This is a genomic window from Streptosporangium sp. NPDC049248 (genome assembly GCF_040678965.1).
Classification (GTDB): Bacteria; Actinomycetota; Actinomycetes; order Streptosporangiales; family Streptosporangiaceae; genus Streptosporangium; species Streptosporangium fukuiense.
Map to the genome: position 1 here is coordinate 90,794 of NZ_JBFAQY010000034.1, position 22,890 is coordinate 113,683.

Here is a 22,890-nt window from a genome sequence, read left to right on the forward strand (position 1 = left end):
CGGGGGACATTGAGGTGGGCCGGTTGGACGGCAGGCCGCCTACCCCTCATTATGTGCATATGAGCGCACGCATGCACCTATCAGGTGCGCACGACTCGCAAGAGCGCGACCAGGGCGAACGTCTGACAGTGGCCGCCAACATCCTGTCCCTGCTGGCCGACCGCACCCGCCTGGCTCTGCTGCAGAAGCTCTCCGAAGGAGAGGCGGACGTGACGACGCTCACCGCGACCTGCGACCTCGCCCGCCCGGCCGTCAGTCAGCACCTGGCCCGCCTGCGGTTGGCCGACCTGGTCACCACCCGAAAAGAAGGCCGACGTGTGATCTACGCCCTGCGCCACGGGCACCTGCGGCGCCTGGTCGACGAAGCGCTCAATGCCGCCGACCACCAACTCGGCCATCTCCCACCACACGATTGAACTCGCTGCGACCGGCTGCGCAACGCATGGCCCACCGCACCCGCGACCGGCAACCACTGTTGCCGGTCCTGTCCCAGCACGTCAACGACAAGTGGCAGAGGGTGAGCTTGCTGGACGCGCCGGGAGTCAGGGCCCCGTCCAGGGTGACGGTGTAACCGTCGACCGTGGAGGTACGGCTCGTCGCGGGCAGCGCCTTGGGTTCATGGGCGCCGGGGGCCTGCAGGTCGGCGCCCAGGGTCAGTCCGCTGCCGCCCTCGGGGGCGAAGTCGGCGAACGCCCGGTACGCGCCCGCTTGCGGCAGGGTCAGCTTCACCGACCATACGCTGTCACCGGTCAGTTCGGGGTGCAGGTGCTGGAAGCTGTCCAGATCGCGGGAGGCCACGATGAAGTACCGCGTTGCCGACCCCCAGAGCTCCGCCGAAGATCACGGCGAGTCCGAGGGCGTAGGTGCCCAGCCTGGCCGGCGTGTTCACGACGGGGTCACCACTTCGTATCCGGCCTCCTGGACCGCGGCGGTGATCTGCGCCGCGTCGATCGGGCTCTCGCTCCGCACGGTCACCAGGCCGGTGGCCAGGTCGACGTCGACGCCGGTGACGCCGGGGACCTCGCCGACCTCCTCCCTGACGGAGGAGACGCAGTGGCCGCAGGTCATGCCCGTGACGGTGTAGGTGGTGGTGGTCATGGCGATCGCTCCTTCTGGTCGCTGGTTTCGTTGATCAGGAACGGACGAGGCGGGCGATGGCGTCGGTGGCCTCCTTGACCTTCGCCTCGGCCTCGGCGCCGCCCTTGGCGGTCGCGTCGGCCACACAGTGCGCCAGGTGCTCTTCCAACAGGGACAGCGCGAAGGACTGCAGAGCCCGGTTGGCCGCCGACACCTGGGTGAGGATGTCGATGCAGTACTTGTCCTCCTCGACCATCCGCTGCAGGCCGCGGGCCTGGCCCTCGATGCGGCGCAGCCGCCGCAAATGGTCCTGCTTGTTGTGGGTGTAGCCGTGCATGTCCCCGCCCTTCGTCGTCGCCTTCCATAACACAATACCCCCGTACCGTATTCCGGAGGCCTTCTGGATCATCGGGCGGAATTCGCTGCGACGTTCCGGGGACGCGTCCGCGACGCGTCCCCGGATCCGTTACACACCGGCCGGCTGGGGCTCCTCCGGCCGTGTTCGCGCCGCCTGGTTCGGCGTGCGCATGAGCAGCAGAGTCAGTACGGCACCGGTGGCGGCCACGGCTCCGGCTCCGATGAAGGCGGCCTGGAAACCGCCGGTGAGCGCGGGCAGGTTTTCCAGCTCCGCGGCACCCCGAGAGGTGGCGATCGCGGTCATCGCGGCCAGGCCGAGCGCGGAGCCGACCTGGTAGGTGGTGTTGACGATCCCGGAGGCCAGACCGCTCTCCTCGGGGCGCACCCCGGACATGGCCGACATCATGGCCGGGATGTAGGCCAGGGACATGCCGACCGCGGCGATCAGCGAGGCGGGCAGCACGTCGACGGCGAACGTCCCGCCTGGCCTGGCGAGCGACAAACCCGCCAGGCCCGCGGCCAGGACGAGCAGGCCGGCGACGATCAGTGGCTTGGCGCCGAAGCGGCCCAGCAGCCTCGCGGTGACGCCGATCATGAAGATCATGATGGCGACGGTCATCGGCAGCAGCGCCGCACCGCTGGGGAAGGCGCCGTAACCGAGTACCTGCTGCAGGTAGAGGTTGAGGAAGTACCACATCGGGATCCAGGCCGCGCCCAGCAGCGCCATCGCGAGGTTGGAGGTGGCCAGGCCGGGCGTCCTCCACACGCCGAGCGGCATGAGAGGGGCGCGGACCGTGCGCTGGATCACCAGGAACAGTGCCAGCAGCGCGGCCGCTCCGGCAAGTTCCAGCAGCGTGGTGGCCGAGCCCCAGCCCTGTCCGGGGGCCCGGACGATGGCGTAGACCGCCAGGGCGATACCCGCGGTGACCGCGATGGCGCCCAGTACGTCGACCGAACCGCGCCTGCCCGAAACGGCGGGCAGCAGGGCGGGGACGGCCGCGAGGGTGGCCAGGCCGATCGGGACGTAGACGATGAACACCCAGGGCCAGCTGAGGTATTCGGTGATGACGCCGCCCAGGAACACCCCGGCGGTACCGCCCGCCGGTGCCGCCGCGCCGTACAGGGCCATGGCCTTGCCCAGTTCGCGGGGATCGTGGCCGAAGAGCGTCATGAGCAGGGTCATCGAGGCGGGCGCGATGAGTGCGCCGCCGACGCCCTGGACGCCGCGGCCGAGGATCTCGACCCAGGCGTCGGCCGCCAGCGCGGCGACGACGGAGCCGGCGATCAGGATGATCCAGCCGGTGGTGAAGACCTTGCGGGCGCCGAACAGGTCCGACAGCCGGCCGCCGAGCAGCAGCAGGCCGCCGAAGGCGATGACGTAGGCGTTGAACACCCACTGCAGGTTGCCGGAGGAGAAGCCGAGGTCGCGCTGCATGTCGGGCAGGGCGACGCCGATGATGGAGGTGTCCATGATGACCATGAACTGCGCGGCGGCGAGCACGATGAGTGCCTGCCACCTGCGGGGGTTGACGGCGTTCATGCCGCACTCCTGATTTCTCGCATCCACGCCGTGGTGGCAGGATGCGTCATGGGGGTTGGGTGTGATGTCGAAGTCGGACCGGCCCCGAGGGTGGGCGTGCATGCCAGTGCACGCCCACCGTCTGTTCTCTCGGGCGAAGTCGCCCTAGGAGGCGCTGACCGGCGAGGCGTCGGCCAGTGCGTAGCCCGCCCGGCCCACGGCCGTGCGGATCTCCTCGTCGGAGAAGCCCGTCCCGCTGACGGTGACGGCACCGGTGGCCAGGTCGACCTGGACGTCACTCACGCCGTCGACCTTGCCGATCTCGGCGGAGACCGAGGAGACGCAGTGCCCGCAGGTCATCCCGCTGACCTGATAGACGCTCCCGACTCCGGTCTCCATCTGCGCGGGGGTGCCGTCCGCGGGGCCGCACGCACATGCCGTGCACATAAGGTTCTCCTCTCGCATGTACCCCATTGGGGTATCTCGGCTTGCGACTTTAACATACCCCCCAGGGGTTAAGCTGCCAATGGGAGACCAGGGTGTTGGTACGACTCCTGTCACCAGGCATACGTGACTGTGTTAGCCCAGGTCGGTGAAGGCTGATACGCCCTGTTCGCTGATGGTGGGGAGTTCGCCGACCGTTCGAGGTCGACGCAGGCGGGGGTGTCGTCCAGGTGGGAGAGGCTCGGGAACTCGGCGACGACGACGGCGACGCCGTGGTGCAGGAGGCCGGCCTCGAGGGTGTGCCGCAGAGTGGGGGGTGGTCGGCGCGAGAGCATTGTCGCCGTTGAGGATGTCGGCGACGGCGGCGGTGAGTTCGTCGGTGAAATGGGCCTGCGCGGCCGAAGCGATGCGGCCAGGCGAGGTTGCTGGACGGCGAGACGGGTGCGGGCGGCGAAGGACTGTCCTGCGACGCGGCAACGACAGAACACCTGGGCGAGAAAGGGCTCTATGGGATGGCGCTACTTCGGTGATGGGTGAAGGTCGGGCGGTAAGGCGACCAGGATCGACTGTGCCGTCGCGATGACGACGCGGGCGGCACCGCCTGCTTCCATGCGCCCGGCGCGACTCTCCTCCGCGGCGCCTTTCAGGATGTAGTGCAGGACATTGATCAGCCAGGAGATCGGCAGATCGGTGCGGAACACGCCGTCGTCTTGGCCGCGGCGGATGAGCTCCTCGACACGCCGCGCGGGGGCGGCGTGCAGCTCGCGAACGCGCCCGGCGGGAAGGGCTTTCTGGGCGGCGTTCAACAACGCCATGGACTCGGCCATGAGGGACCAACTGGAGCCGAGCAACCGGGCCAGGGCCTCTCGTGCGTCCCCGGTGAGATCGACGGACGACAGTTCCTCCTCACCGGCGCGCAGTGCGTCGACCAGTGCGGCTTCGACGAGTTCCGCCCGGGTGCGGAAGTGGCCGTACAGCGTCATCCGGCCCACTCCGGCGGCCTTGGCGATGTCGTCGACGCTCGCGTCCGGATCACTGCTCAGGCTCTTGCGTGCTGCGGAGACGATGCGGGCGATGCTGCGTTCGGCGTCCGCGCGCCGGCGCGGACCGACAGAGACGGTAGGCATGCCACCACCCTAACTCGTACAGAGATATACGTGTTACTCTCACGGCTCGAAGTCGTACACAACCATACGAGTTAGCTGGAGGCTCCCGGTGACGCGACATGAGATCCACGAAGCATCTCCGCCGAACAGGCCGGCTCATCCGTCGCGATGGCGCATCCTGGCCTTCCTCGGGGTGGCCCAACTGATGTTGATCCTCGACGTCACCGTCGTGGCCATCGCGCTCCCGCACATCGAGACCGACCTGGGTCTGAGCCGCGAGGCGCTGACATGGACGGTCAGCGCGTACACGTTGACGTTCGGCGGCCTGATGCTGCTGGGCGGGCGACTCGCCGACCTGATCGGGGCCGGGAGGGTGGTCCTCGCCGGCCTGCTGATCTTCACGGCGGCGTCGTTGGTGACCGGGTTCGCCGACTCCGCCGGCATGTTGCTGGGCGGCCGCATCGCGCAAGGACTCGGTGCGGCGCTGCTGTCTCCGTCGGCCCTGTCACTGCTGGTGACCCTGTTCGAGGGTGACGAGCGAAACAAGGCGCTCGGTATCTGGTCCGCGCTCGGCGGTGGGGGAGCGGCCCTTGGCGTGCTGCTGGGAGGACTGCTCACCGCCGGGCCGGGCTGGCCATGGGTCTTCTATGTCAATGTGCCCATCGGGCTGGTGATTCTTGCCGCTCTTGCCCGGATGCTGCCGCACCACAGCGTGGCCGAGCCCAGACCCCGGCTCGATGTGCTCGGTGCGCTGCTGGTCACTGCCTCGTCCGGCGCCTTGATCTACGCGATCACCGGTGCCGGCGACCACGGGTGGCTCACCGCCACGACCGGATGGCTCCTGCTGTCGGCAGCGCTGGGCTACCTGGCGTTCGTGGCCAGGCAGAAGAGCGCCAGGTCGCCCCTGATGGACGTCGCGCTGCTGACTCGCCGCCCGGTGGCCACCGGCACGTTCCTCATCGTGATGGCAACGGCGCTGATGATCGCGGTGTTCTTCCTCGGCACGTTCTACTTCCAGCACGCCCAAGGCTTCGGTGCCCTGCAGACCGGCCTGCTGTTCCTCCCGGTCGCGGTGGCGACGATGCTCGGGGCCGACCTCACCGGCCGGGCCATCGCCCGGGCCGGAGCGCGCCGGCTCGCCGTAGCCGGGCTGCTCGCCGCCGCGATCGGCATGGCCGTGCCCGCCCTGTCTACGCACCCCGCGACCGTGGTGGTGGGCACGGCGCTCGCGGCCGCCGGGACCGGCGCACTGTTCGTCGTCGCCTCAGCGACCGCTCTGGGCCAGGTGGCCCCGCACGAATCCGGCATCGCCTCCGGCATCGTCAGCACATTCCACGAGTTCGGCGCCTCCATCGGAGCCGCCGCCATCTCCAGCGTCGCGGCGGCCAGCCTGATCGGGGACACGCTCTCGGGGTTCACCAACGGATACATCCTCGCCGCGGTCGCCGCAGGCATCGCGGCCCTCGTGGCCGCCGTCTTGACACCCGGCCGAGCCAACACAGGGTGAGGAGACGCCCGCCAGGGCTCGGCCCGCCACCCCACGCGTCGGCCGCACACGCTCGGTCATCGGGCAACACCGGGACCCCGGGCCCTTACAGCCCGGACGTCGGCAGCTCCGTCAGGTCCAGTGAGTTCCCCCGCACCACCGTCCGGGATGCCTGACCGGGGGACCGGCCGCGTGAGCGGGGGCCGGGCCCCGTGGGGTCAGGGGATGAGGGAGACCTCGGGGAAGCGAGTGTCGGGGCCCTCGAACAGGCGGGTCGGCTTGTCCCGCAGGTGCAGGTCGAAGAAGGCCCCGACATAGGCGCGCTGGGCCGCCACCGAACGGCCGGGGTCGATCGTGCCCACGTAGTCCGCGAGCGGCACCTTGGGGAGCTTGGCCGCGATCTGCGGCAGCAGCGGCTGCAGGTCGGTGAACGAGCCGTGGGCCGCGCCCTTGAATCGCAGCTCCCGCTTCCATCCGGTCGAGGCCCGCCAGAACGACTTCCAGCTCGGCTCGCTGTCACGCGTGTGGGTCTCGGCCGCCAACTGCAGGAAGGGCCTGGTCGCACCGCGTGTGGATACCGAGCCGACATAGGCGCCGTCGAGGTTGACGCCCGCGTCCACGCGGGCGTCCTCGCGAGTCAGCTGCGCGGCGACCGATCCGCCCAGCGACTGTCCCAGCGCCCCCACCCGCGAGGCGTCGGGCGCGCCGAGCATCCCGGTGGGCAGCTTGCCGCCGATCGGGCGGCCGTGTGCCAGGGCGGTGACCTGGTCCAGGACGTAGCGCATATCCGCCAGGCGCGCCGCCGCGTGCTCGGTCAGCAGTTTGGCGATGACCTTCGGCGTCAGCTTCGCGGGCAGCGGCAGGGCGCGCACCAGGCGTCGGCCGGGAAACTCCACCTGGTCGGCCTCGTAGGTGTGGTCGACGGTGACGACCAGGTAGCCGCGCGAGGCCAGGTCCTCGACCAGGGTGGTGCCCAGCGTGCGCGGCCCGCCGTCCCCCGAACCGAACAGCACCACCGGCAGCTTGCCCGCACGCGGCTCGACCGGCGCGCCCACGCGGGCATGGGTGCGTGTGGCGGCCCAGGCGACGGCACCCTTGGCGATGCCCAGGGGCTGCGCCGAGTGCCGATCCCAGTCGGCGGCGGCCAGCGGCGCCATGTGCGGTGCGAGCGGCCCGCCGCCCGCCGCCGGGTACCACAGGCTGATCATCAGCTCCCGATACGGCTTGGCTGCCACCAGAGGATCGGGCCGCGAGCGGTCGACCAGCCGCATGGCCACGGTCCCGACCGGATAGGGGCCGCCGGGCGCGAGCAGACTCACCCCGATCAGGCTCCCGGCGTCGGCGCGGGCCGCGGGCAGGGAGACCGCCAGCACCAGCACGGCCAGCCCCGCGATCTTGCCCGCGGCTTTCGAGACGGCGGACACCGGGCTGTTGGAAACAGCGGACGAGCCGGTGGCCTTGGCACCCATAGCCAGATCCGTATTTTTCGTGACAAAGGGCATGCGAAGACTCCTCAAACGGAAAAGGATGTCCGACGAGGCTGGCAGCCCGGCACACCCGCGGGCCAGCGGCGGAGGTCGTGCGCGTGCATGCGACTTTCGGATGACGGTCATCCCCGGGGAGGAGCGGGAGCGAACCCGCAGGACACCTAGGGTGAAGTGCATGAAACCAGCAGGCCATCCGGCGGCCCGCCTCACCGCGCTGAGCCGATGGTCGACCGTGCCCGCCGACGCGCTGCCTGCCGCCGCGCTGTTCCTGGCCACTCTCGGACCCGGCCAGGTGCTGGCGGGTTCCCCGTGGCTGCTCGCGCTGCAGACGGCGCTGGTGGCGCCGCTGGCCTGGAGACGGCGCGCTCCGATGACGGTCCTGGGCGTGATCGGCCTCGCCGCCGCCGTCCAGTGGGCGCTGGACGTGCAGCTTCCCGCCGACGCCGCCCTCCTGGTGGCCCTGTACACGGTCGCCGCGCGCCGCCCGTGGCGTCACACCCTGGTGGCGGCGCTCGTGCTGCAGGCCGGGGTGCTGCTGGCCGCCGCCCGCTGGGCACCGCCCGGCCAGTTCCCCTTCACGGCGGCCGCGCTGAGCGCGATGGCGGCCGCCGCCCTCATGACCGGCCTGTGGATGCGGGTGCGGCGGGCGTACGTGACCTCCTTGGAACGCGACCGTGAGCAGCGGGCACGGTTGGCAGTCGCCGAGGAACGCGCGCGGATGACCCGCGACATGCACGACATCGTCACTCACAACCTGTCGGTCATGGTGGCGCTGGCCGACAGCGCCGCCTACGTCCGCCACAGCGCGCCGGACCGGGCCGCGGCGGCGATGGAGCAGATCGCCGCGACGGGGCGCCAAGCCCTGCAGGACATGCGTCGCTCCCTGGGCACCGGCCGCGCCGCCTCGGGCGAGGATCGCTTCGGGGAGATACTTCAGCCTGCGCCCGGGATCGCCGAGATCGGTCCGCTGGCCGAGCGGATGCGCGAGGCCGGGCTGGCGACGTGTGTTCGGGTGGCCGGTGACAGCGAGGCGGTTCCCGTCGCCGTCCAGCTGACGATCTACCGGCTGGTTCAGGAGGCGCTGACGAACACGCTGCGGCACGCGCCCGGGGCCCGGGCCGATGTGCGGGTCGAAGTGTCGCCGCGCCGCGCCGAGGTGGAGGTCACCGATGTTCGCGACCCGGTTGTGCTGGGCGCCCCTGGGTTCCTCGACGCCGAGACCCGGGTGTCCGGGCCCCGCTCTGGGCTCCGGGGCGACGGGCGCGGGATCGCGGGCATGCGGGAACGGGTGGCCGCCTACGGCGGGACCCTGGATGCCGGACCGGTGACGGGCGGCGGATGGCGGGTGCTGGCCGTGCTGGACCTGGGAGCGCCACGATGATCCGGCTGCTGATCGCCGACGACGAGTCGCTGCTGCGGATGGCCTTCCGCATGGTCTTCGAGGCCGAGCCGGACATGGAGGTGGCCGGGGAGGCGGATGACGGTGAGCAGGCGGCCCGGCTGGCGCGGCACCTGCGTCCGGACGTGGTGTTGATGGACGTGCGCATGCCCGGCCTGGACGGCATCGAGGCCACCCGCAGGATCGCGCGCGACAGCCCACGCTCGCGCGTGCTCATCCTGACCACCTTCGATCTGGACGAGTACGCCTTCGCCGGGCTGAAGGCCGGAGCGGCCGGGTTCCTGCCGAAGAACACCCGGCCACAGGAGCTGCTGAGCGCGATCCGCAACGTCGCGGCGGGAGAGGCGGCGCTGTCGCCACGCGTCACCCGCCGCGTGCTGGAGAGGTTCGCGCCGCAGATGACGCAGGGGCCCGCCGAACGGGACGAACGGCTGGCGCAGCTGACCGCGCGCGAGCACGAGGTGCTGGTGCAGGTGGCGCGCGGGCTGTCCAATGCCGAGGTCGCCACGGGGTTGCATCTGGCCGAGGCGACGGTCAAGACGCATCTGAGCCGCGTGCTGGTCAAGCTCGGGCTGCGTGATCGCGCCCAGGTGGTGGTCTTCGCCTACGAGAGCGGCCTCATCCGCCCCGCCACCCCCGACCTTTGACCGCGCCATGCCGCCAACCTGGACCGATGAGGTTCCGCGGTGGATGCCGTCTCAATACCGTACGAGGCAATCAGCCGGCGGAGGAGACAGCAGTGAACGACATCGAACCGCAGACCGCGAACGGCAAGGTGCTCTGGCACTTCACCATGTCCCTGGACGGGTTCGTGGCCGGACGAGCTGAGTGTGCGGTACCGGCCGGTCAGGCCGTGACCGCGAGCGTCACCACGGCGAGATCGGAATCAACACCCTGCTGGCCGACTCCTACGGCGTGCCCGTCGTGCTGGCCGGCGGAGATGCCGCGGCCTGCGAGGAGTTCAGCGCGCTGGTGCCCCGCGGCGTCACCAGAACCGGCCGCACGGTGGCGTTCAACGCCGAGAACATGGCGGCCGCCTACAGCATGCTCCAACTCCTGGCCGTGCTGACCCATCTCAGCCCCTGAGCGGTCACATCAGGCCCACGTCCGCAGCCACCGGTCGTCCCCCACCTTCGGAAGGTGAGGGCCGACCCTGGCGCCAGAGCACCGTGGCTGATGCTGCCTCCAGCCTTCCGATGGTCAGTCGCTACTGGCCATTCCGATCCTCCTCACGGGCCTTTTCGGTTGCCAGGCGAAATCAGCTGGGGGGCTTGCCGAACCAGCGGGAGAGGTGGTCGTCCAGGTCCTGCTGATCGTCGCCGATCCAGGCGACGTGGCCGTCGGGGCGTAGCAGGACGCTCGGAACATCCAGTACCGCAGTGGGATCCGCGAGGTAATCGACCCGGTCTGACCAGCCGCCGACGGTCAGGAGTTCGGTGCGGTCCAGCAGTAGGCCGCGACCGCGACGCAGCAGATCGTAGAGGCGGCCCTGTTTCACGTCGATGTCGCGCAGGCGGCGGCCGAGCAGGTCGGGGCCTTCGCCGAAGTCGTAGCGGATGCCGATCGCGGTGATCTTCTCGATCAGATGGCGGTTCACCTCGTCGAAGTCCATCAGTTCGGTGAGCAGCCTGCGCACGGCCCGCGGGCCCGGTTCGGTGGACAGCAGTTCCGTCTGGGCGCGGGTGTTGTCCAGCACGTCCTCGGCGACCGGATGACGTTCGGCCTGGTAGGTGTCCAGCAGTGTTTCCGGCGCCCAGCCGCGGATCTGTGCGGCCAGTTTCCAGCCGAGGTTGAATGCGTCCTGAACGCCCAGGTTCAGGCCCTGCCCGCCAATGGGTGGATGGATGTGTGCCGCATCGCCGGCCAGCAGCACCCGCCCGACCCGATAACGTTCGGCCAGCCGGGTGGCATCCCCGAAGCGGGACATCCAGCGCGGGGAGTGCACGCCGAAATCGGTTCCGGCGATGGTGCGCAGCTGTTGTTTGAAATCCTCGAGGGTGGGCGGTTCCGCGCGGTCGCCGACTCCCGCGGCGGGGACTACGACGCTGTAGACCCCTTCGCCGAAGGGCCGGAGCCAGAATGGCTGACGGGTCTCGCGGATTTCGGTCACCTTGGCGGCGATCTCCTCCTGCGGCACGCCCACTTCCATCTCGCCCATCAGCGTCTCGGTCCGTGAGGGCTCGCCGGGGAAGCCGACACCGAGCAGTTTGCGCACCGTACTGCGCCCGCCGTCACAGCCGACGAGGTAGCGCGAACGCAGCTGTTGCCCGTCGGCCAGCTCGACGGTCACACCTTCGTCGTCCTGCTCGAAACCGGTGACCGCACAACCGCGCCGGACCTGCGCACCCAGTTCGATCGCATGTTCTTCGAGCAGACGTTCGATGACCGGCTGCGGGATGCCCAGCAGATAGGCGTACGCGGAATCCAGGCCCTTGGGCGCGGGTTTGGGGATGGCGGCGAAGAAACCGCCGGCCGGACGCTGTCTTCCGTACTGGAGAATGCGATCCAGCAGTCCGCGCATCGCCATCAGCTCAAGACTGCGAATATGCAGACCGACTATGCGGACGAACGACTTGGGATCGGTTTCCTTCTCCAGAACGAGTACCCGCACATCGTGCAGCCGCAGTTCGGCGGCCAGCATCGCACCGGTCGGCCCGCACCCGGCAATGATCACATCGAAGATGAGGGGCGCGCGATCGGTGCCGGAGGCCGGCGACCAGAGAACTGCGGGGACGTCGCCCACCGTGGAGCCACGCTCGACCGTGTCGTTCGACGGTGGCTCGGCGGTGACCTGCTGAGAGTGCATAGGTGTTGCCTTTCGGGAGTGCCTGGTTGGCGAGGCGCTCCCGGCGACACCTACGTCAATCGCCGGCCGTGACGGAAAGGGGGAGCACCCACATCGATACAGCGTTCATGGGTCTCACCTCCTCGGGCGGTGTCACGGTCAACGGCAAGCTACAAGCCCGAGCGTCATCCCGTCCAACCCTTTTCCGGCCATGTGATCACGACTCCAAACGGGCCCGTGCGGTTGCAGAGCGAATCCGGCGTGGCGGCCCGGCCGGTTCCGGTTACGGTCGACGATCTGATCTTGGCCGCCCTTGGATGATCAAGGCTGGACACCACGCGGCCGATGCCGTTCAGGCAGCAACGACCCCGACGAGCAGAAACACTGATCGAACTCAACACCCTGCCGGCCAACCTGGTCATCTTCCACAACGCCCTGGAGCCTGATGGCACACCGCCGGTGTCCGGACTACTGGGGGAAGCTCAGAATCTGACCTGTGCTGTCGGTCGGCTCCGCTATTTCCGGCGGAAGGTGACGATCGACTCGGAATCGCCGTTGGCCACGTTGACCATCAGCCACAGCTGGGAAGTGCCGGGGATCCGCTCGATCAGTGCGTGGTGCCCCTCCCCGCCCGGCGGGGGCATCTCTTTCGTCCAGCTCCGGCCGTCCCAGTGCAGGACCGAGACCCCACCGGGTGCGTCGTGGTCCTTGCCCGCGAACCAGACGTCGTCAGGCCCGAACGCGGTCACGCTCTGCAGTGCGCCCTTCCACGGCGGGACGGTGGGCCGCTCCCAGGATCGGCCGTTCCAGTGCAGCACCAGGGGCCGCTCGCCGATGCTGCCCACCGCCCAGACGTCGTCGGGGCTGATCTGCAAGATCGCAGTGAGGAAGCCCTCGGGCAGCACGGTCTCCTCGTACCTGCCGTTGTGCCCGTGCCAGATCACGGGCTGCTCTTCATCCCGATTCCCGGTGACCCAGGTGTGGCCGGCACCGCTGTCCACCGCGGCCAGCCTGGTCTCCTCGCCGCCGAGCACCTTTTCGGTGACGAAGGCGGTGCCGTTCCAGGTCAGTACCGCAGTGTCCGAGATCACGACCACCCGGCGGCCGTCCACGGCCACGTCCTGCCCGTACCCAGGGAACCGGTACCGCCGCCAGGCGTGCCCGTCCCAGTGCTGGGCCAGGGACTCGTCGAAGCCCCCGCCCAGCATCCACGCGTTGCGCGGCCCGTCGGAGTCGATGCTCACCAGGCCGCCCCGAGCATCCTCGACGGGCACCGCGCGCCACCGTGACCCGTCCCAGGTGCGCAGCGACGTTTCCACGCCGTCCTCCCAGCCGGTGTACCCGATCGCCCACGCCAGTTCGGGACCGGCAGCGGTCACGTCGCGCAGGCCACGCTCCCACGTGTCGTCGTCCGGCAGGCCGGGGACTCGGACCCACCTCTCGGTAGGCGTGGCCGATGCCGAAGGAGCCGACACGGTGGGCGTGCTCGACGGTGCGGGGACCGGCGCGACGAGCGGGGGCTGCGCAGCACAGCCCAACGTGATCAAGCAGGTGGCCAGTGCCGTCATCCGCGACCTCATAGTGGCAAATCGTACGGCTTTCCCCTGCGGTTACTGAGTTTGAAAGTTGGGCGTCACTACGGTGGTTCGGACAGGACGAGGCCGGTCCCGGCGATGAATTCAGGCTGGTATCACATGGGCTTGAGCCGGTTCTTGATCAGACTGGTCAGGTCGATAGGTCGGCGACCAGGTCCTGAAGCCGTTCCACACAGTCCAGCAGCGCGTTCGCCGTTCGTGGCCAGTCGGTCTCCCGCGGGTAGGCGAGCGCCTCGTCGATCTGCAGGCGCATCGCGGCCGGCAGGCCGCGCAGATCGTGGGAGGCGTCCCGAGGCGAATGCCGGTTTCCGAAGCCGGGTGCACGAATGGCCGAAGTGATCTGCGCACCCCATGTCGCGTGTGGTCAGTTCACCAGCACGATCTTCCCGCGGGCGTGACGGCTCTCGCTCAGCTCGTGTGCGGCGGTGGCCTCGGTGAGCGGGAACGCCGCCGCGACCGGCACCCGTAGCCGGCCCTGCCCGGCGAGCTCGACCGCGATGCCGAGGCCGTGCACCGCCAGCGGATCGGCGGCTCCAACGGCCGCCGCCGTGTCACCGGCCGGCACGCCGTGCGACAGGTGCACGCCGAGGGCCGCTGCGGTGAGGTCGGGAGCGATCGTCACCACGCGCGCCGGGTTCCCGGTGATGGCGATCAGATCGGGCAGCGCCCCTCCTGCGCAGTCGAACACCGCGTTCACCCCGCCCGGTGCCAGCGCACGGACCCGTTCGACCAGGCCCGCCCCGTACGTCGTCGGCTTGGAGCCCAGCGAGCGCAGGAAGTCGTGGTTGTGCTCCCCGGCCGTGCCGATGACGGTGGCGCCGCGGGCGACCGCGAACTGCACGGCGACCGTGCCCACCCCGCCGGCCGCGCCCTGCACCAGCACGGTGTGCCCGGCGCCGACCGCGAGCCGGTCGAGCACCCGGGTGGCCGTCTCGACGCTGCCTGCGGCACCACCGGCCTCCTCCCAGCTCCACGCGGCCGGTTTCGGCGCCCAGGCGACCAGGACCGTGTGATCGGCGTTGGCGCCGCGCGCGGTCGTCGCGGTCATGCCGAACACCTCGTCGCCGACCCCGACACCCGTGACGTCGTCGCCGACCTCGTCCACCACGCCGGCGGCGTCGAACCCGGTCCGGTACGGGAACGTCACGGGCACCACGTCACGCATCCTCCCTGAGCGGATGGACGTCTCTCCTGTCGACAATCCGGACGCCCGCACGGCGATGCGGATCGTCCCCGGCCCGGCATGCGGCTCCTCGACCTCGGCGACATGCATCACGCCGGCCGGGCCGTACTCCGAAAACTGAACAGCTCTCATGCGCCACACCGTAACGGAACACCCCGTCCGTTTGACTAAAGTGAGAGCGGTGACGGCCGAAGTGAGTCAGAAGCTGCGTTCGGACGCCCGCGACAACCGCGCGCGCATCCTCGCGGTCGCCCGCGCGACCTTTGCCGCCGAGGGCCTCGATGTGCCGATCCGGGAGATCGCCCGGCGCGCGCAAGTTGGCGCGGCCACCGTCTACCGGCACTTCCCAACCAAGGAAGCGCTGCTCAGTGAGGTCTTCGCCGAGCCGATGGCCATGTGTTCGGCGGTCGTCGAGGAAGGGCTGGCGCAGGCCGACCCGTGGCGTGGGTTCTGCCTGGCGTTCGAGAAGCTCATGGAGGTGCACGCCCTCGACCGGGGTCTGTCCGGCGCGTTCACCTCGCAGCTGCCGTACTTCACCGCGGACCGCGACCGTACGATCCGGCTGCTGTTCCAACTCATCCGGCGCGCGAAGGAGGCGGGCGGCCTGCGGGCGGACTTCGTCTTGGAGGACTTCATCCTGGCGATGATGGCGAACGAGGGCATCCGCGCCGAGTCACCCGAGCAGCGAGCGGCGGCATCGCGCCGTTTCGCGGCCCTGATGATCCAGTCTTTCCGTGCCGACCCCGTCCGCGCGCCGCTTCCGCCGGCGGTCCGGCTGCTGCCGGCTGTTCGGTAGTGCCTCGGGGCTTGAGCGGCAACCGAACGGCCAGTCACGTTAAGGGGCCCGGCGGACGCCTAGTCGGCGTGTTCTTGCTCGGCGGCGGCCGCCGCGGCGTAGGCGGCGTCGAGCCGCTCGAGCGGGCCTGGGCCGTCGTGCGGCTTCGGCGGGGCGTCGAGGTGGCGGACGCGAAGCTCGTCCATGAGCTCCTCGATGAACGCCGGACCCTCGTCGCGCATGAGCTGCTGCCGGCTCCGGAGCTCGTCGCTGCCTGGGCGCCAGTCGAGGCCCCAGTTGCCGAGGGCATAGATGATCGGAAGAGTCTGGATGCCGGTTTCAGTGAGGCTGTAGCGAGCGCGCTGCCCCCGCGCGGCGGTGCCGCGGGTGAGGATCCCTGCCTCGACGAGCCGCACGAGGCGGTCGGCGAGGATGTTCGAGGCGATGCCCTCGATCGACCCGGTGAGCAACGCCCGAAAGTAGCGGCGGTCGCCGAAGATGACGTCGCGGAGCACGAGCAACGACCAGCGATCTCCGAGCACTTCGACGGCGGCGTTGATCGGACACCCGGACCGTGGTTCCACGATTCCTCCTTGACAGGTATTTCCTCCTCAATATAGTAGTTGCAAAATGCAATCACTATAGCGGAAGAGGAGATGATGGGCCACTGCGTATATTGGATGAACGTGTCCCTCGACCTGCGGATCGAGCAAGTTCCGGGGGACAACGGCGCGGGCGAGTGGCTGCGCATCGGCGAGGAACTGCATCGCGAGTTCAATACCCGGGCGCAGGCGCTCGCCCTGATGGTCCAGGGCCGGGTCATGTACGAGACGATGGAGGAGTACTGGCCACGTGCGCGCGAGGACGCGTCGCTGCCGGATGTCATGCGTGAGTACGGCGAGATCTGGACCGCCAAGCCCAAGGTGCTCGTCTCCCGCACCCGCCACAGCGCCGATCACAACACCCGGATCATCGGCGGAGACGACGCGATCGAGCAGCTCGCCACGCTCCGGGCCGAGACCGACGGCACCATCGGGGTGGGCGGCGCGGCAATCGCGACGCAGCTCCTCCGGGCCGGGCTCCTTGACGAGCTGCTGCTCTTCACCCATCCCGCCGTTCTCGGCTTCGGCAGGCCGCTGTTCGACGACTACGACCTGCCGATCGATCTCGACCTGCTGGAGCAGCGATCGTTCGAGCAGGGCGTCACGATGCATCGCTACGCCATCCGGGATGCAAGGGAGGCGAGCTCGTGCTGAGGCAGGTCGCGAAGGGTGTGCTGGTCCACGAGAGCGAGTTCGTGCAGAGCAACGCCGTTGTCGTGCAGGGCCGGGCCGGTGTGTTGCTCATCGACCCCGGGGTGACCGGCTCCGAGATCGACTGCCTCGCGAACGACCTTCGCGAGTTGGGTCAGCCCGTTGTGGCAGGGTTTTCTACGCACCCGGATTGGGATCACCTGCTCTGGCACCGACCCACGGGTCGGCCCATCGGCCAAGCCTGGCTGGGAGTGGGTGAGCGACGTGCACGAAGGGCAACTCCAGCGCCTCGCCCAAAGAAGCGAGCGCGACGGGGCGCCCCGCTAGCGATCGGTGTGCGACACAGCCGGTACGTGCGGGTCGCCGGTCGGGATCCGGGGTAGCGGCACGACGTTCTCCAGGGTGGTCGAGCCGGTCAGCGGGGGTTGCCCTGTGCGGCGGCGAGCTGGGTGTCTACGAGGGTCTTGTGGACGACGCAGACGGAGACCTTCACTCCGGCGGCGATGGTGCGGATGGATTCGCCGCGCTTGCGGCGGGCCAGGATCGCGGCGCGTTTGTCGTCGTAGACAACGGGACGGCGGCCGCCGACCCGGCCCCGTGCGCGGGCGGCGTCCAGACCGTTCTTGGTCTTGCGAATGATGTCGCGGCGCCGGAACGAACGCTTACGATCGCGCCCGGCGCCCTGGACGGCGCGGCGCTCTTCGGCGGCCTTGGCCTTGCAGGTCTTGCCATCGGGCCAGATGCGATCCGGCGGCCCGCAGTACTGCCGGGGCCGCACGGCGCCGGTGTAGGCGATGCGCGGCGCTCGCAGGTCGAGTAGCCGCAGGCCCGGCCCGGCTGCTCCGCCGGGTCCGTGGTGGTAGGCATTCCCGCAAGTGACCGGTTGGTGCGGCCGGGTTTCCGGGACGCACATCGGGGTCTGGGCGGTAATGCCGGGCCCGCCCGGCGTGGTCGCGCTCCGGCGAGCTGCTCGGCCTGGGCAGGCAGAAGGTGATGCAGAGGCATACAAGTCAATCTCAAGCATGATCTTCTACAACTAGGGGTGTGAACACGACCCATCCGCGGCAGCGCCGATCACTATCTCGCCGCACCCTGCTCTTGGGCGGACTCGGCGCCCTGGCCGCCATCGGCGTACCGACCACGGTCGCCTGCACCCGCACCATCGAGCCCCCTCCGAGTGCCATCCCTACCGGCGCCCCCGAACTCCCACCGACCGCCATCCTCACCGGCTACATCGGCGCCGTCTACTCGATGGCCTTCAGCCCGGACGGTAAAACCCTCGCCGCCGGCGGCCACGACGACACAGTGCGGTTGTGGAACGTGACCGGCCGTAAAACCATTGCCACCCTCCCCAGCCACACCGGCATCGTCTACTCGGTGGTCTTCAGCCCGGACGGCAAAACCCTCGCCACCGGCGGCAGTCTCGACGGCACGGTGAGGCTGTGGGATGTGACCGGCCGCAAACCCGTTGCCACCGCAGCCCTCACCAGCAGCCCCGTCTACTCGATGGCCTTCAGCCCGGACGGCAAGATCCTCGCCACTGGCGGCAGCGACACGGTGCAGTTATGGGACGTGGACGGCCGCAAAACCATTGCCACCCTCGACAGCCACACCAGCGACTGGTTCCACTCGATGGCCTTCAGTCCGGACGGCACAACCCTCGCCACCGCCGGCAGCATCAACGGCGAGGTGCGGCTGTGGGACGTGGACGGCCGCAAAACCGTTGTCACCGCCACTCTCAGCGGCCACACCGGCTATGTCCGCTCGGTGGCCTTCAGTCCGGACGGCAAATTCCTCGCCACCGGCAGCGACGACGGCTGGGCACTCGTGTGGGACGTGGCCAGCCGCGAAACCGCCACCGCTCTCAGCGGCCACACCGGCGCCGTCTCCTCGGTGGCCTTCAGCCCGGACGGCAAAACCCTCGCCGCCGGCGGCCTCGGCGACACGGTGCGGCTGTGGGACTTGGCCAGCCGCGAACCCACCACCCTCACCAGCAACACCGAGAACGTCTACGAGGTGGTCTTCAGCCCGGACGGTAAAACCCTCGCGGTCGGGAGCGAAGACGGCACAATACGGCTGTGGAGCACTACTCGCCCCGTCACTGAGGCTACCCACTCCTAACGGCTTCGACCTTTCGGGAACCATGGCTTTCCCGTCGTGCCCTCTCGGGAGCCGCGCGCAGCCCGGCCGCGGCCCGCTGGAATACGCCCTCTTCGCAGCAGCGCCGATCACTATCTCGCCGCACCCTCGTGGTGATCGTTTAGCTGGCGGTGCGGCGGTTGGTGGGAAGCGAGGTGACGTTCTCGACGGTTTTGGCCATGCGGATCCGGCGCCAGGCCGTGGTCCACTGGGCGAGATCGTCTTCGCTGCCTCCGCAGTCGATGATGAAGCCCTCCACGACCTTCATGTGGGGGAGGCGACGCGGGGCCGTGCCGGCCTTGGCCATCGCGATCCGATCCCATGACCGGCCGCACGAGGGCGTCCACACACCCAGGTTCGGGAACGAACGTTAAACCCATTATGGGATTGACCATAAGGGTTCATAAGAAGACGTAATTATTTGATAAGGCGCGCCGGTCATCCTCTGCCTTATACAACCGCTGGGTTCCCACAAGGATCCGGAGGTAGTGCTCTGTCGGTCTTCTTCTCGCATTGACCAGGAGATTTTGTGAAGAAGGTAGTTGGGCTGGCGGCATTCGCCCTGGCCACCACCCTGATGGGTACTGTAGCACCAACGATGGCCGCGGCCGACCCGCTGCCCCCCGGCCAGTCGGCCAAGCTCAAGGCCGCAGAGTCGGCCGCCACCATGGACGGGTTCAAGCGGATGCTCGCCGAGCAGATCGCCCGCAGGCTCGACAACGGTGAGTTCAAGGCGGTGCTCAACCGCGAGCTGGCGGGTGACGGCCAGGCCGACCTGGCCGCGTTGTTCGCCTCCGTGCCAGGCGCGCAGGACCTGACCGACTACACCCGCCAGGCTGACAGCAAGATCCTGCAGCTGAAGGGTCTCCAGACCGAAGGCGAGGGGGAGTCGCTGCTGGAGGTCTCGGCCGACCCCGCCACGGTCAAGCGGGTCGCCGCGGGCGAGAAGCCACTGGTCATGTTCACCCCGTCCAAGGACGAGAAGTTCGTCCGCACCGTCACCGCCTACGACTCGGCCGGTCGCACTCACGAACTCGATGCCCGCCGGGCTCCCAAACAGGCGGTGCTCGTCGTGGGCCTGAACGAGCGCAAGACCGCCGAGCTGGGCCAGCAGGTCATCCGCAAGGCTCTCACCGAGGCCGGCGTCACCGGAGTCGACCGTAAGGCCGCTGAGGCCCAGCAGCCTACGGCGCAGGCCGCGGGAACGCCCCGCTGGGCAGCCCAGATCTACCGCATCACCAACTACAACGACCACGAGCCCTGGTACAAGGGCGGACCGGAGATCTACGCCTGGACCATGGGCGCCGGGACCGACGGTAAGGCTCGGGTCGACAGCATCGAGATGCCCTACATCACCGACGAGGGCACGACCTACAGCAACGTGAACCAGGTCCTGATCGAGTGGTCCAACTTCAGCTGGACCGCCGTCGATGTCGTCTTCATGGAGCGCGACGACAACGCCGACCTGTCCGGCCTGGCCAAGGCCATCGTCGAAGGCGTGCTCGTCGCCACCGGAAACGGCCAGTACGTCGCGATCGCCGACAAGGTCATCAGCGCGCTGCCCAGCGACTGGGTCACCGACAGCGACGACTGGGTCGACTCCTGCTACAGCGTCCAGGCCGGCCGCGCCGGACAGATCAAGTCCATGCCCTGTGCCGCCCGCCCGGTCGGCATGGAGGTACGCCTGATCTCCAACTGGATCTGACGAGTCCGGCTTCGGCCCGACACGTTGACCGCCGCGGCCCCGGTGACACACCGGGGCCGCGGCCTGTGCCCGGGCTGAACCTGACCTGTTTCGAGGGTGGCTTCTTCACCGGCCGGCGCCGCTCTCCCGTTCCTGCCGGACCTCGGCTGACCGGCCCAAAAGAAGCCAGGGTGGTCTGCCCCTCCACAAGACCCTGCGTCAATTCCAGGTCCTGCCGCCCGTCCGGGCAGGTCAACGGCCAACCCGGAACCGATAAGCACAACGATGAACTAAAGATGAACTAAAGGGGGACCTCCAAGTTCCCATAAGTCCCTCGCAAGCGATTTGAGTGACACTTCGATCATTCGATCAGGCTTGCATTCAGGAAGTGTCATGAGACACGTACGGCCTCCTGCCGACATCTGCAGTCGGCCGAGCAGCGTGGCAGCGACTACTGCCGGTGGGAACGTCGCGGGCACCTCCTCTCCCGGATGTGGATGGACTCACGCGCTGCTGACGGAGAAGCCACACCAGATGGGCGTGAATCGAATACGACATGGGATGACATCGGCCCTCCGCCACGCCGGTGACGACACGCGCCGGCCGACGATGCCGAGTCCGTCACCTCCGCGTGCCGGGCACGGAGCATCTGCTCTGGAAACCCATATGACGACCTCGTAGCGGCAACTCGCCTCCCCAGCAGTCTCCGTGCCGGACAACGAAGGAACCTGGGCCGGCCGCCGACCAGGTATGTCACCACGCACGGCTTCGCGGAAGGCCGTAGCCCCGAGCTCTCGCGGCGCGACCTCGGACAGATGGCCTCCCCATCGCCGAGTTCACTCAGGCCGGACTTCCACGGCCGACATCTATGCGAGAGGACCCTCAGTGAGGTCGAGATGGAGAAAAATTGACCGCCCACGACGTCGGGGACGGGTGTCCCGGCTGAGCCGGCTGGTCGCGACGGTGATGACCGTCGTGCTCACCACGAGCCTGACACATGCAACATTCGCCCCCCCGGTGTACGCCGATCCGTCGCCGGCGCAACAGGAGGCTTTGAACACCAGGCTGCACGCGACGGCCACGCACCTCAAGAGCCCGAAGCCGTACAGGGACAGCCTGCTCAGCGAGTATCTGGGGACACTCGTGCTCACCTCGCCGGGGCTGACCGAGGAGCAGTATCTCAGCCGGCTTCAGGCCGCCTCGGAACAGATCGACCAGAAACTCGGCTCGGAGGCCGACGCGAAGGACAGCGTGGACCTCATGTCCAGGATCGCCAGGGTGGGCGCGCAGGTTCCGGGAATGGAGGGAGTCGCCGCCACCGTCAAGAACGCGCTGCGCGATCTGGTCATCTCACCGATCTCGCGGTACGACAGCTGGTCGGACGCGCTCGCCGCGCAGCGGTACACCGTCCAGGAGACCTCCATTCTCCTGGACGAGGTGAGCCTCGCCGGCGCGGGCCGGATCCGGAAGGTGGCGCTGGACCTGGGCGTGGATCACCCCGCGGTACGGGTCTGGAACTCCCAGGTCGGTGTCCGATCCGGTATCACCGCCGGTGCGACGACCGCGGATTTCCTGGCGGACGCCGAGCTCAACGAGGTGGTCGGGCTCAGCGAGATTCTCAAGTACTCCCCGGGCGACCCCAGATGGCAGCAGGAGGTCGACAAGAGGCTGGCCGTCCTGCTGGCGGCGAACAACGAGATCATCAAGGACGCGGTCGAGGCGATCGACGAGTTGCAGAGCACGTACGACGGCGCGTTCCTCTGGAGCACCTCCGCTCCCGCGGAACCGCCCTGCGCGCCCGGAGTCGCCATCCGCACGGACGCCCTGGCCGACTGCAAGTCCGCCTTCGAACGGGCGAAGGAGGGGGCCGATCAACGCAGAGAGTACATCAAGCACGCCGAGCAGGGACTCAAAGGGCTCGTCAGCGTCGTGGACTTCGCCGACAAGGAGAGCGGCAGGAGGGTGAAGTACCTCGGTGAGGCGGCCATCAAGGTCGCGAGCGCCATCAACGACTACCTCCCGAAGATCGCCGCGAAGGGATTGCAGGACGCCATCTTCTCCCTGGGATCGGTGGTGCTCACCGGGAACATCCTCGGCGCGATCGGAGCCCTGCTCCCGCTCTTCCAGGCCGGTCAGCCGAGCATAGAGATGCGGATCCTGACCGAGCTCGGCAAGCTCCGCCAGGAGGTGGTCACACTCCAGACCGTCATGTACAAGCAGTTCGACGCCGTGAACAAGAACCTCAACCTCATCTACACCGAGATGCTGGGCAAGTTCGACGAGGTCCTGAAACTGCAGCAGGTGTCGGTCGCCCAGCTCACCCAGATCCAGGGACAGCTCCACACCATCGAGCGGAAGGTGGACTCCTGGTCGAGTGAGATCATCAGGTCCCTGCAGAACGGCGCCCTGCAGGAGGCCCGCACGGCGCTCAACCGGCATCTGAGGCGGTCAAGCGGTAAGCCCGTCGCGTCGTTCGCCGAATACGACGTGGCTGAGAATTGGGTTTATTTCGCTGGGACGTCGCAGGCGCGGGAGGCTCCGTTCGTGCCCAGCAGGGGCAGTTATCCCACTCATGAGAACGATCCGGTGGCCGCGCTGGAT

The 22,890-nt window shown here is 68.8% G+C and carries 26 protein-coding genes; 12 read left to right on the forward strand and 14 right to left on the reverse strand.

Annotated features, from left to right (window positions below; all coding sequences use genetic code 11):
* Positions 1-59 precede the first annotated feature (59 nt).
* Positions 60-416 (forward strand): metalloregulator ArsR/SmtB family transcription factor, encoded by a 357-nt coding sequence (locus AB0K21_RS38985; RefSeq protein ID WP_343964216.1) that lies wholly within the window; start codon positions 60-62, stop codon positions 414-416.
* Here AB0K21_RS38985 and AB0K21_RS38990 read toward each other — a convergent pair.
* The 6 genes from AB0K21_RS38990 to AB0K21_RS39015 all read right to left on the reverse strand — a co-directional run bounded on the left by AB0K21_RS38990 (position 370) and on the right by AB0K21_RS39015 (position 4,524).
* On the reverse strand, positions 370-798 hold the full coding sequence (locus AB0K21_RS38990) for a hypothetical protein (protein WP_364157310.1): 429 nt from the start codon (positions 796-798) through the stop codon (positions 370-372). The genes AB0K21_RS38985 and AB0K21_RS38990 overlap by 47 nt on opposite strands.
* Before the next feature lie 87 nt (positions 799-885).
* Complete coding sequence (locus tag AB0K21_RS38995) at positions 886-1,098, reverse strand: copper ion binding protein (protein ID WP_343964220.1); 213 nt, start codon at positions 1,096-1,098, stop codon at positions 886-888.
* Positions 1,099-1,132: 34 nt separating this feature from the next.
* Entirely contained in the window at positions 1,133-1,414 is a 282-nt protein-coding gene (locus AB0K21_RS39000; protein WP_343964222.1) for a metal-sensitive transcriptional regulator, read from the reverse strand.
* 129 nt (positions 1,415-1,543) lie between these two features.
* On the reverse strand, positions 1,544-2,974 hold the full coding sequence (locus tag AB0K21_RS39005) for an MFS transporter (protein ID WP_343964224.1): 1,431 nt from the start codon (positions 2,972-2,974) through the stop codon (positions 1,544-1,546).
* Positions 2,975-3,118: 144 nt separating this feature from the next.
* A complete protein-coding gene (locus AB0K21_RS39010) occupies positions 3,119-3,400 on the reverse strand; it encodes a heavy-metal-associated domain-containing protein (RefSeq protein WP_343964226.1) in 282 nt (93 codons plus the stop codon).
* 515 nt (positions 3,401-3,915) lie between these two features.
* Positions 3,916-4,524, reverse strand: coding sequence for a TetR/AcrR family transcriptional regulator (locus AB0K21_RS39015; protein ID WP_343964228.1), 609 nt, complete (start codon positions 4,522-4,524; stop codon positions 3,916-3,918).
* A gap of 172 nt (positions 4,525-4,696) precedes the next feature.
* Here AB0K21_RS39015 and AB0K21_RS39020 point away from each other — a divergent pair, with 172 nt between their 5' ends.
* On the forward strand, positions 4,697-6,010 hold the full coding sequence (locus AB0K21_RS39020) for an MFS transporter (RefSeq protein WP_364157359.1): 1,314 nt from the start codon (positions 4,697-4,699) through the stop codon (positions 6,008-6,010).
* A gap of 197 nt (positions 6,011-6,207) precedes the next feature.
* On the opposite strand, the gene AB0K21_RS39025 is transcribed toward AB0K21_RS39020, so the two are convergent.
* Positions 6,208-7,491 carry a lipase gene (locus AB0K21_RS39025; RefSeq protein WP_343964230.1) on the reverse strand — a complete coding sequence of 428 codons (1,284 nt, stop codon included), beginning with the start codon at positions 7,489-7,491 and terminating at the stop codon, positions 6,208-6,210.
* Positions 7,492-7,651: 160 nt separating this feature from the next.
* On the opposite strand from AB0K21_RS39025, the gene AB0K21_RS39030 reads away from it, so the two are divergent.
* The 3 genes from AB0K21_RS39030 (at position 7,652) to AB0K21_RS39040 (ending at position 9,961) form a co-directional block, all read left to right on the forward strand.
* Positions 7,652-8,857, forward strand: coding sequence for a histidine kinase (locus tag AB0K21_RS39030; protein WP_364157317.1), 1,206 nt, complete (start codon positions 7,652-7,654; stop codon positions 8,855-8,857).
* Positions 8,854-9,522 carry a response regulator transcription factor gene (locus tag AB0K21_RS39035; protein WP_343964234.1) on the forward strand — a complete coding sequence of 223 codons (669 nt, stop codon included), beginning with the start codon at positions 8,854-8,856 and terminating at the stop codon, positions 9,520-9,522. The genes AB0K21_RS39030 and AB0K21_RS39035 overlap by 4 nt, the downstream gene beginning before the upstream one ends.
* A gap of 181 nt (positions 9,523-9,703) precedes the next feature.
* Positions 9,704-9,961 carry a M55 family metallopeptidase gene (locus AB0K21_RS39040; protein WP_364157321.1) on the forward strand — a complete coding sequence of 86 codons (258 nt, stop codon included), beginning with the start codon at positions 9,704-9,706 and terminating at the stop codon, positions 9,959-9,961.
* Between the two features lie 172 nt (positions 9,962-10,133).
* Here AB0K21_RS39040 and rox read toward each other — a convergent pair whose 3' ends face one another.
* Positions 10,134-11,558, reverse strand: a complete 1,425-nt coding sequence (gene rox, locus AB0K21_RS39045) for a rifampin monooxygenase (protein ID WP_364157362.1) — start codon at positions 11,556-11,558, stop codon at positions 10,134-10,136.
* A gap of 617 nt (positions 11,559-12,175) precedes the next feature.
* Positions 12,176-13,039: a hypothetical protein gene (locus AB0K21_RS39050; protein ID WP_364157324.1), complete on the reverse strand. Its 864-nt coding sequence runs from the start codon at positions 13,037-13,039 to the stop codon at positions 12,176-12,178.
* Positions 13,040-13,136: 97 nt separating this feature from the next.
* Here AB0K21_RS39050 and AB0K21_RS39055 point away from each other — a divergent pair, with 97 nt between their 5' ends.
* Complete coding sequence (locus AB0K21_RS39055; RefSeq protein ID WP_364157327.1) at positions 13,137-13,277, forward strand: hypothetical protein; 141 nt, start codon at positions 13,137-13,139, stop codon at positions 13,275-13,277.
* A gap of 108 nt (positions 13,278-13,385) precedes the next feature.
* Here the strand turns inward: AB0K21_RS39055 and AB0K21_RS39060 are convergent, their stop codons facing one another.
* Both AB0K21_RS39060 and AB0K21_RS39065 read right to left on the reverse strand, forming a co-directional pair.
* On the reverse strand, positions 13,386-13,508 hold the full coding sequence (locus AB0K21_RS39060) for a hypothetical protein (protein ID WP_343964240.1): 123 nt from the start codon (positions 13,506-13,508) through the stop codon (positions 13,386-13,388).
* A 111-nt stretch (positions 13,509-13,619) separates the two neighbouring features.
* Entirely contained in the window at positions 13,620-14,570 is a 951-nt protein-coding gene (locus AB0K21_RS39065) for an NADP-dependent oxidoreductase (RefSeq protein ID WP_364157330.1), read from the reverse strand.
* A gap of 49 nt (positions 14,571-14,619) precedes the next feature.
* Here AB0K21_RS39065 and AB0K21_RS39070 point away from each other — a divergent pair, with 49 nt between their 5' ends.
* On the forward strand, positions 14,620-15,234 hold the full coding sequence (locus AB0K21_RS39070; RefSeq protein ID WP_343964242.1) for a helix-turn-helix domain-containing protein: 615 nt from the start codon (positions 14,620-14,622) through the stop codon (positions 15,232-15,234).
* A 59-nt stretch (positions 15,235-15,293) separates the two neighbouring features.
* Here AB0K21_RS39070 and AB0K21_RS39075 read toward each other — a convergent pair whose 3' ends face one another.
* A complete protein-coding gene (locus tag AB0K21_RS39075; RefSeq protein ID WP_364157334.1) occupies positions 15,294-15,797 on the reverse strand; it encodes a helix-turn-helix domain-containing protein in 504 nt (167 codons plus the stop codon).
* 96 nt (positions 15,798-15,893) lie between these two features.
* On the opposite strand from AB0K21_RS39075, the gene AB0K21_RS39080 reads away from it, so the two are divergent.
* The gene (locus AB0K21_RS39080) at positions 15,894-16,469 is read left to right on the forward strand and encodes a dihydrofolate reductase family protein (RefSeq protein ID WP_343964245.1); all 576 of its coding nucleotides are present in this window, start codon (positions 15,894-15,896) and stop codon (positions 16,467-16,469) included.
* Between the two features lie 41 nt (positions 16,470-16,510).
* A complete protein-coding gene (locus AB0K21_RS39085; protein ID WP_343964265.1) occupies positions 16,511-16,849 on the forward strand; it encodes an MBL fold metallo-hydrolase in 339 nt (112 codons plus the stop codon).
* 32 nt (positions 16,850-16,881) lie between these two features.
* Here the strand turns inward: AB0K21_RS39085 and AB0K21_RS39090 are convergent, their stop codons facing one another.
* Positions 16,882-17,379: a hypothetical protein gene (locus AB0K21_RS39090; RefSeq protein WP_364157338.1), complete on the reverse strand. Its 498-nt coding sequence runs from the start codon at positions 17,377-17,379 to the stop codon at positions 16,882-16,884.
* A 131-nt stretch (positions 17,380-17,510) separates the two neighbouring features.
* Here AB0K21_RS39090 and AB0K21_RS39095 point away from each other — a divergent pair, with 131 nt between their 5' ends.
* Complete coding sequence (locus tag AB0K21_RS39095) at positions 17,511-18,587, forward strand: WD40 repeat domain-containing protein (RefSeq protein WP_343964249.1); 1,077 nt, start codon at positions 17,511-17,513, stop codon at positions 18,585-18,587.
* Positions 18,588-18,726: 139 nt separating this feature from the next.
* Here AB0K21_RS39095 and AB0K21_RS39100 read toward each other — a convergent pair whose 3' ends face one another.
* Positions 18,727-18,873, reverse strand: a complete 147-nt coding sequence (locus AB0K21_RS39100; protein WP_343964251.1) for a hypothetical protein — start codon at positions 18,871-18,873, stop codon at positions 18,727-18,729.
* Between the two features lie 261 nt (positions 18,874-19,134).
* On the opposite strand from AB0K21_RS39100, the gene AB0K21_RS39105 reads away from it, so the two are divergent.
* Together AB0K21_RS39105 and AB0K21_RS39110 are read left to right on the forward strand one after the other, a co-directional pair.
* On the forward strand, positions 19,135-20,310 hold the full coding sequence (locus AB0K21_RS39105; protein ID WP_364157342.1) for a DUF3103 family protein: 1,176 nt from the start codon (positions 19,135-19,137) through the stop codon (positions 20,308-20,310).
* A gap of 912 nt (positions 20,311-21,222) precedes the next feature.
* The coding region (locus tag AB0K21_RS39110; protein ID WP_364157345.1) for a hypothetical protein at positions 21,223-22,890 on the forward strand (1,668 nt) is incomplete at its 3' end.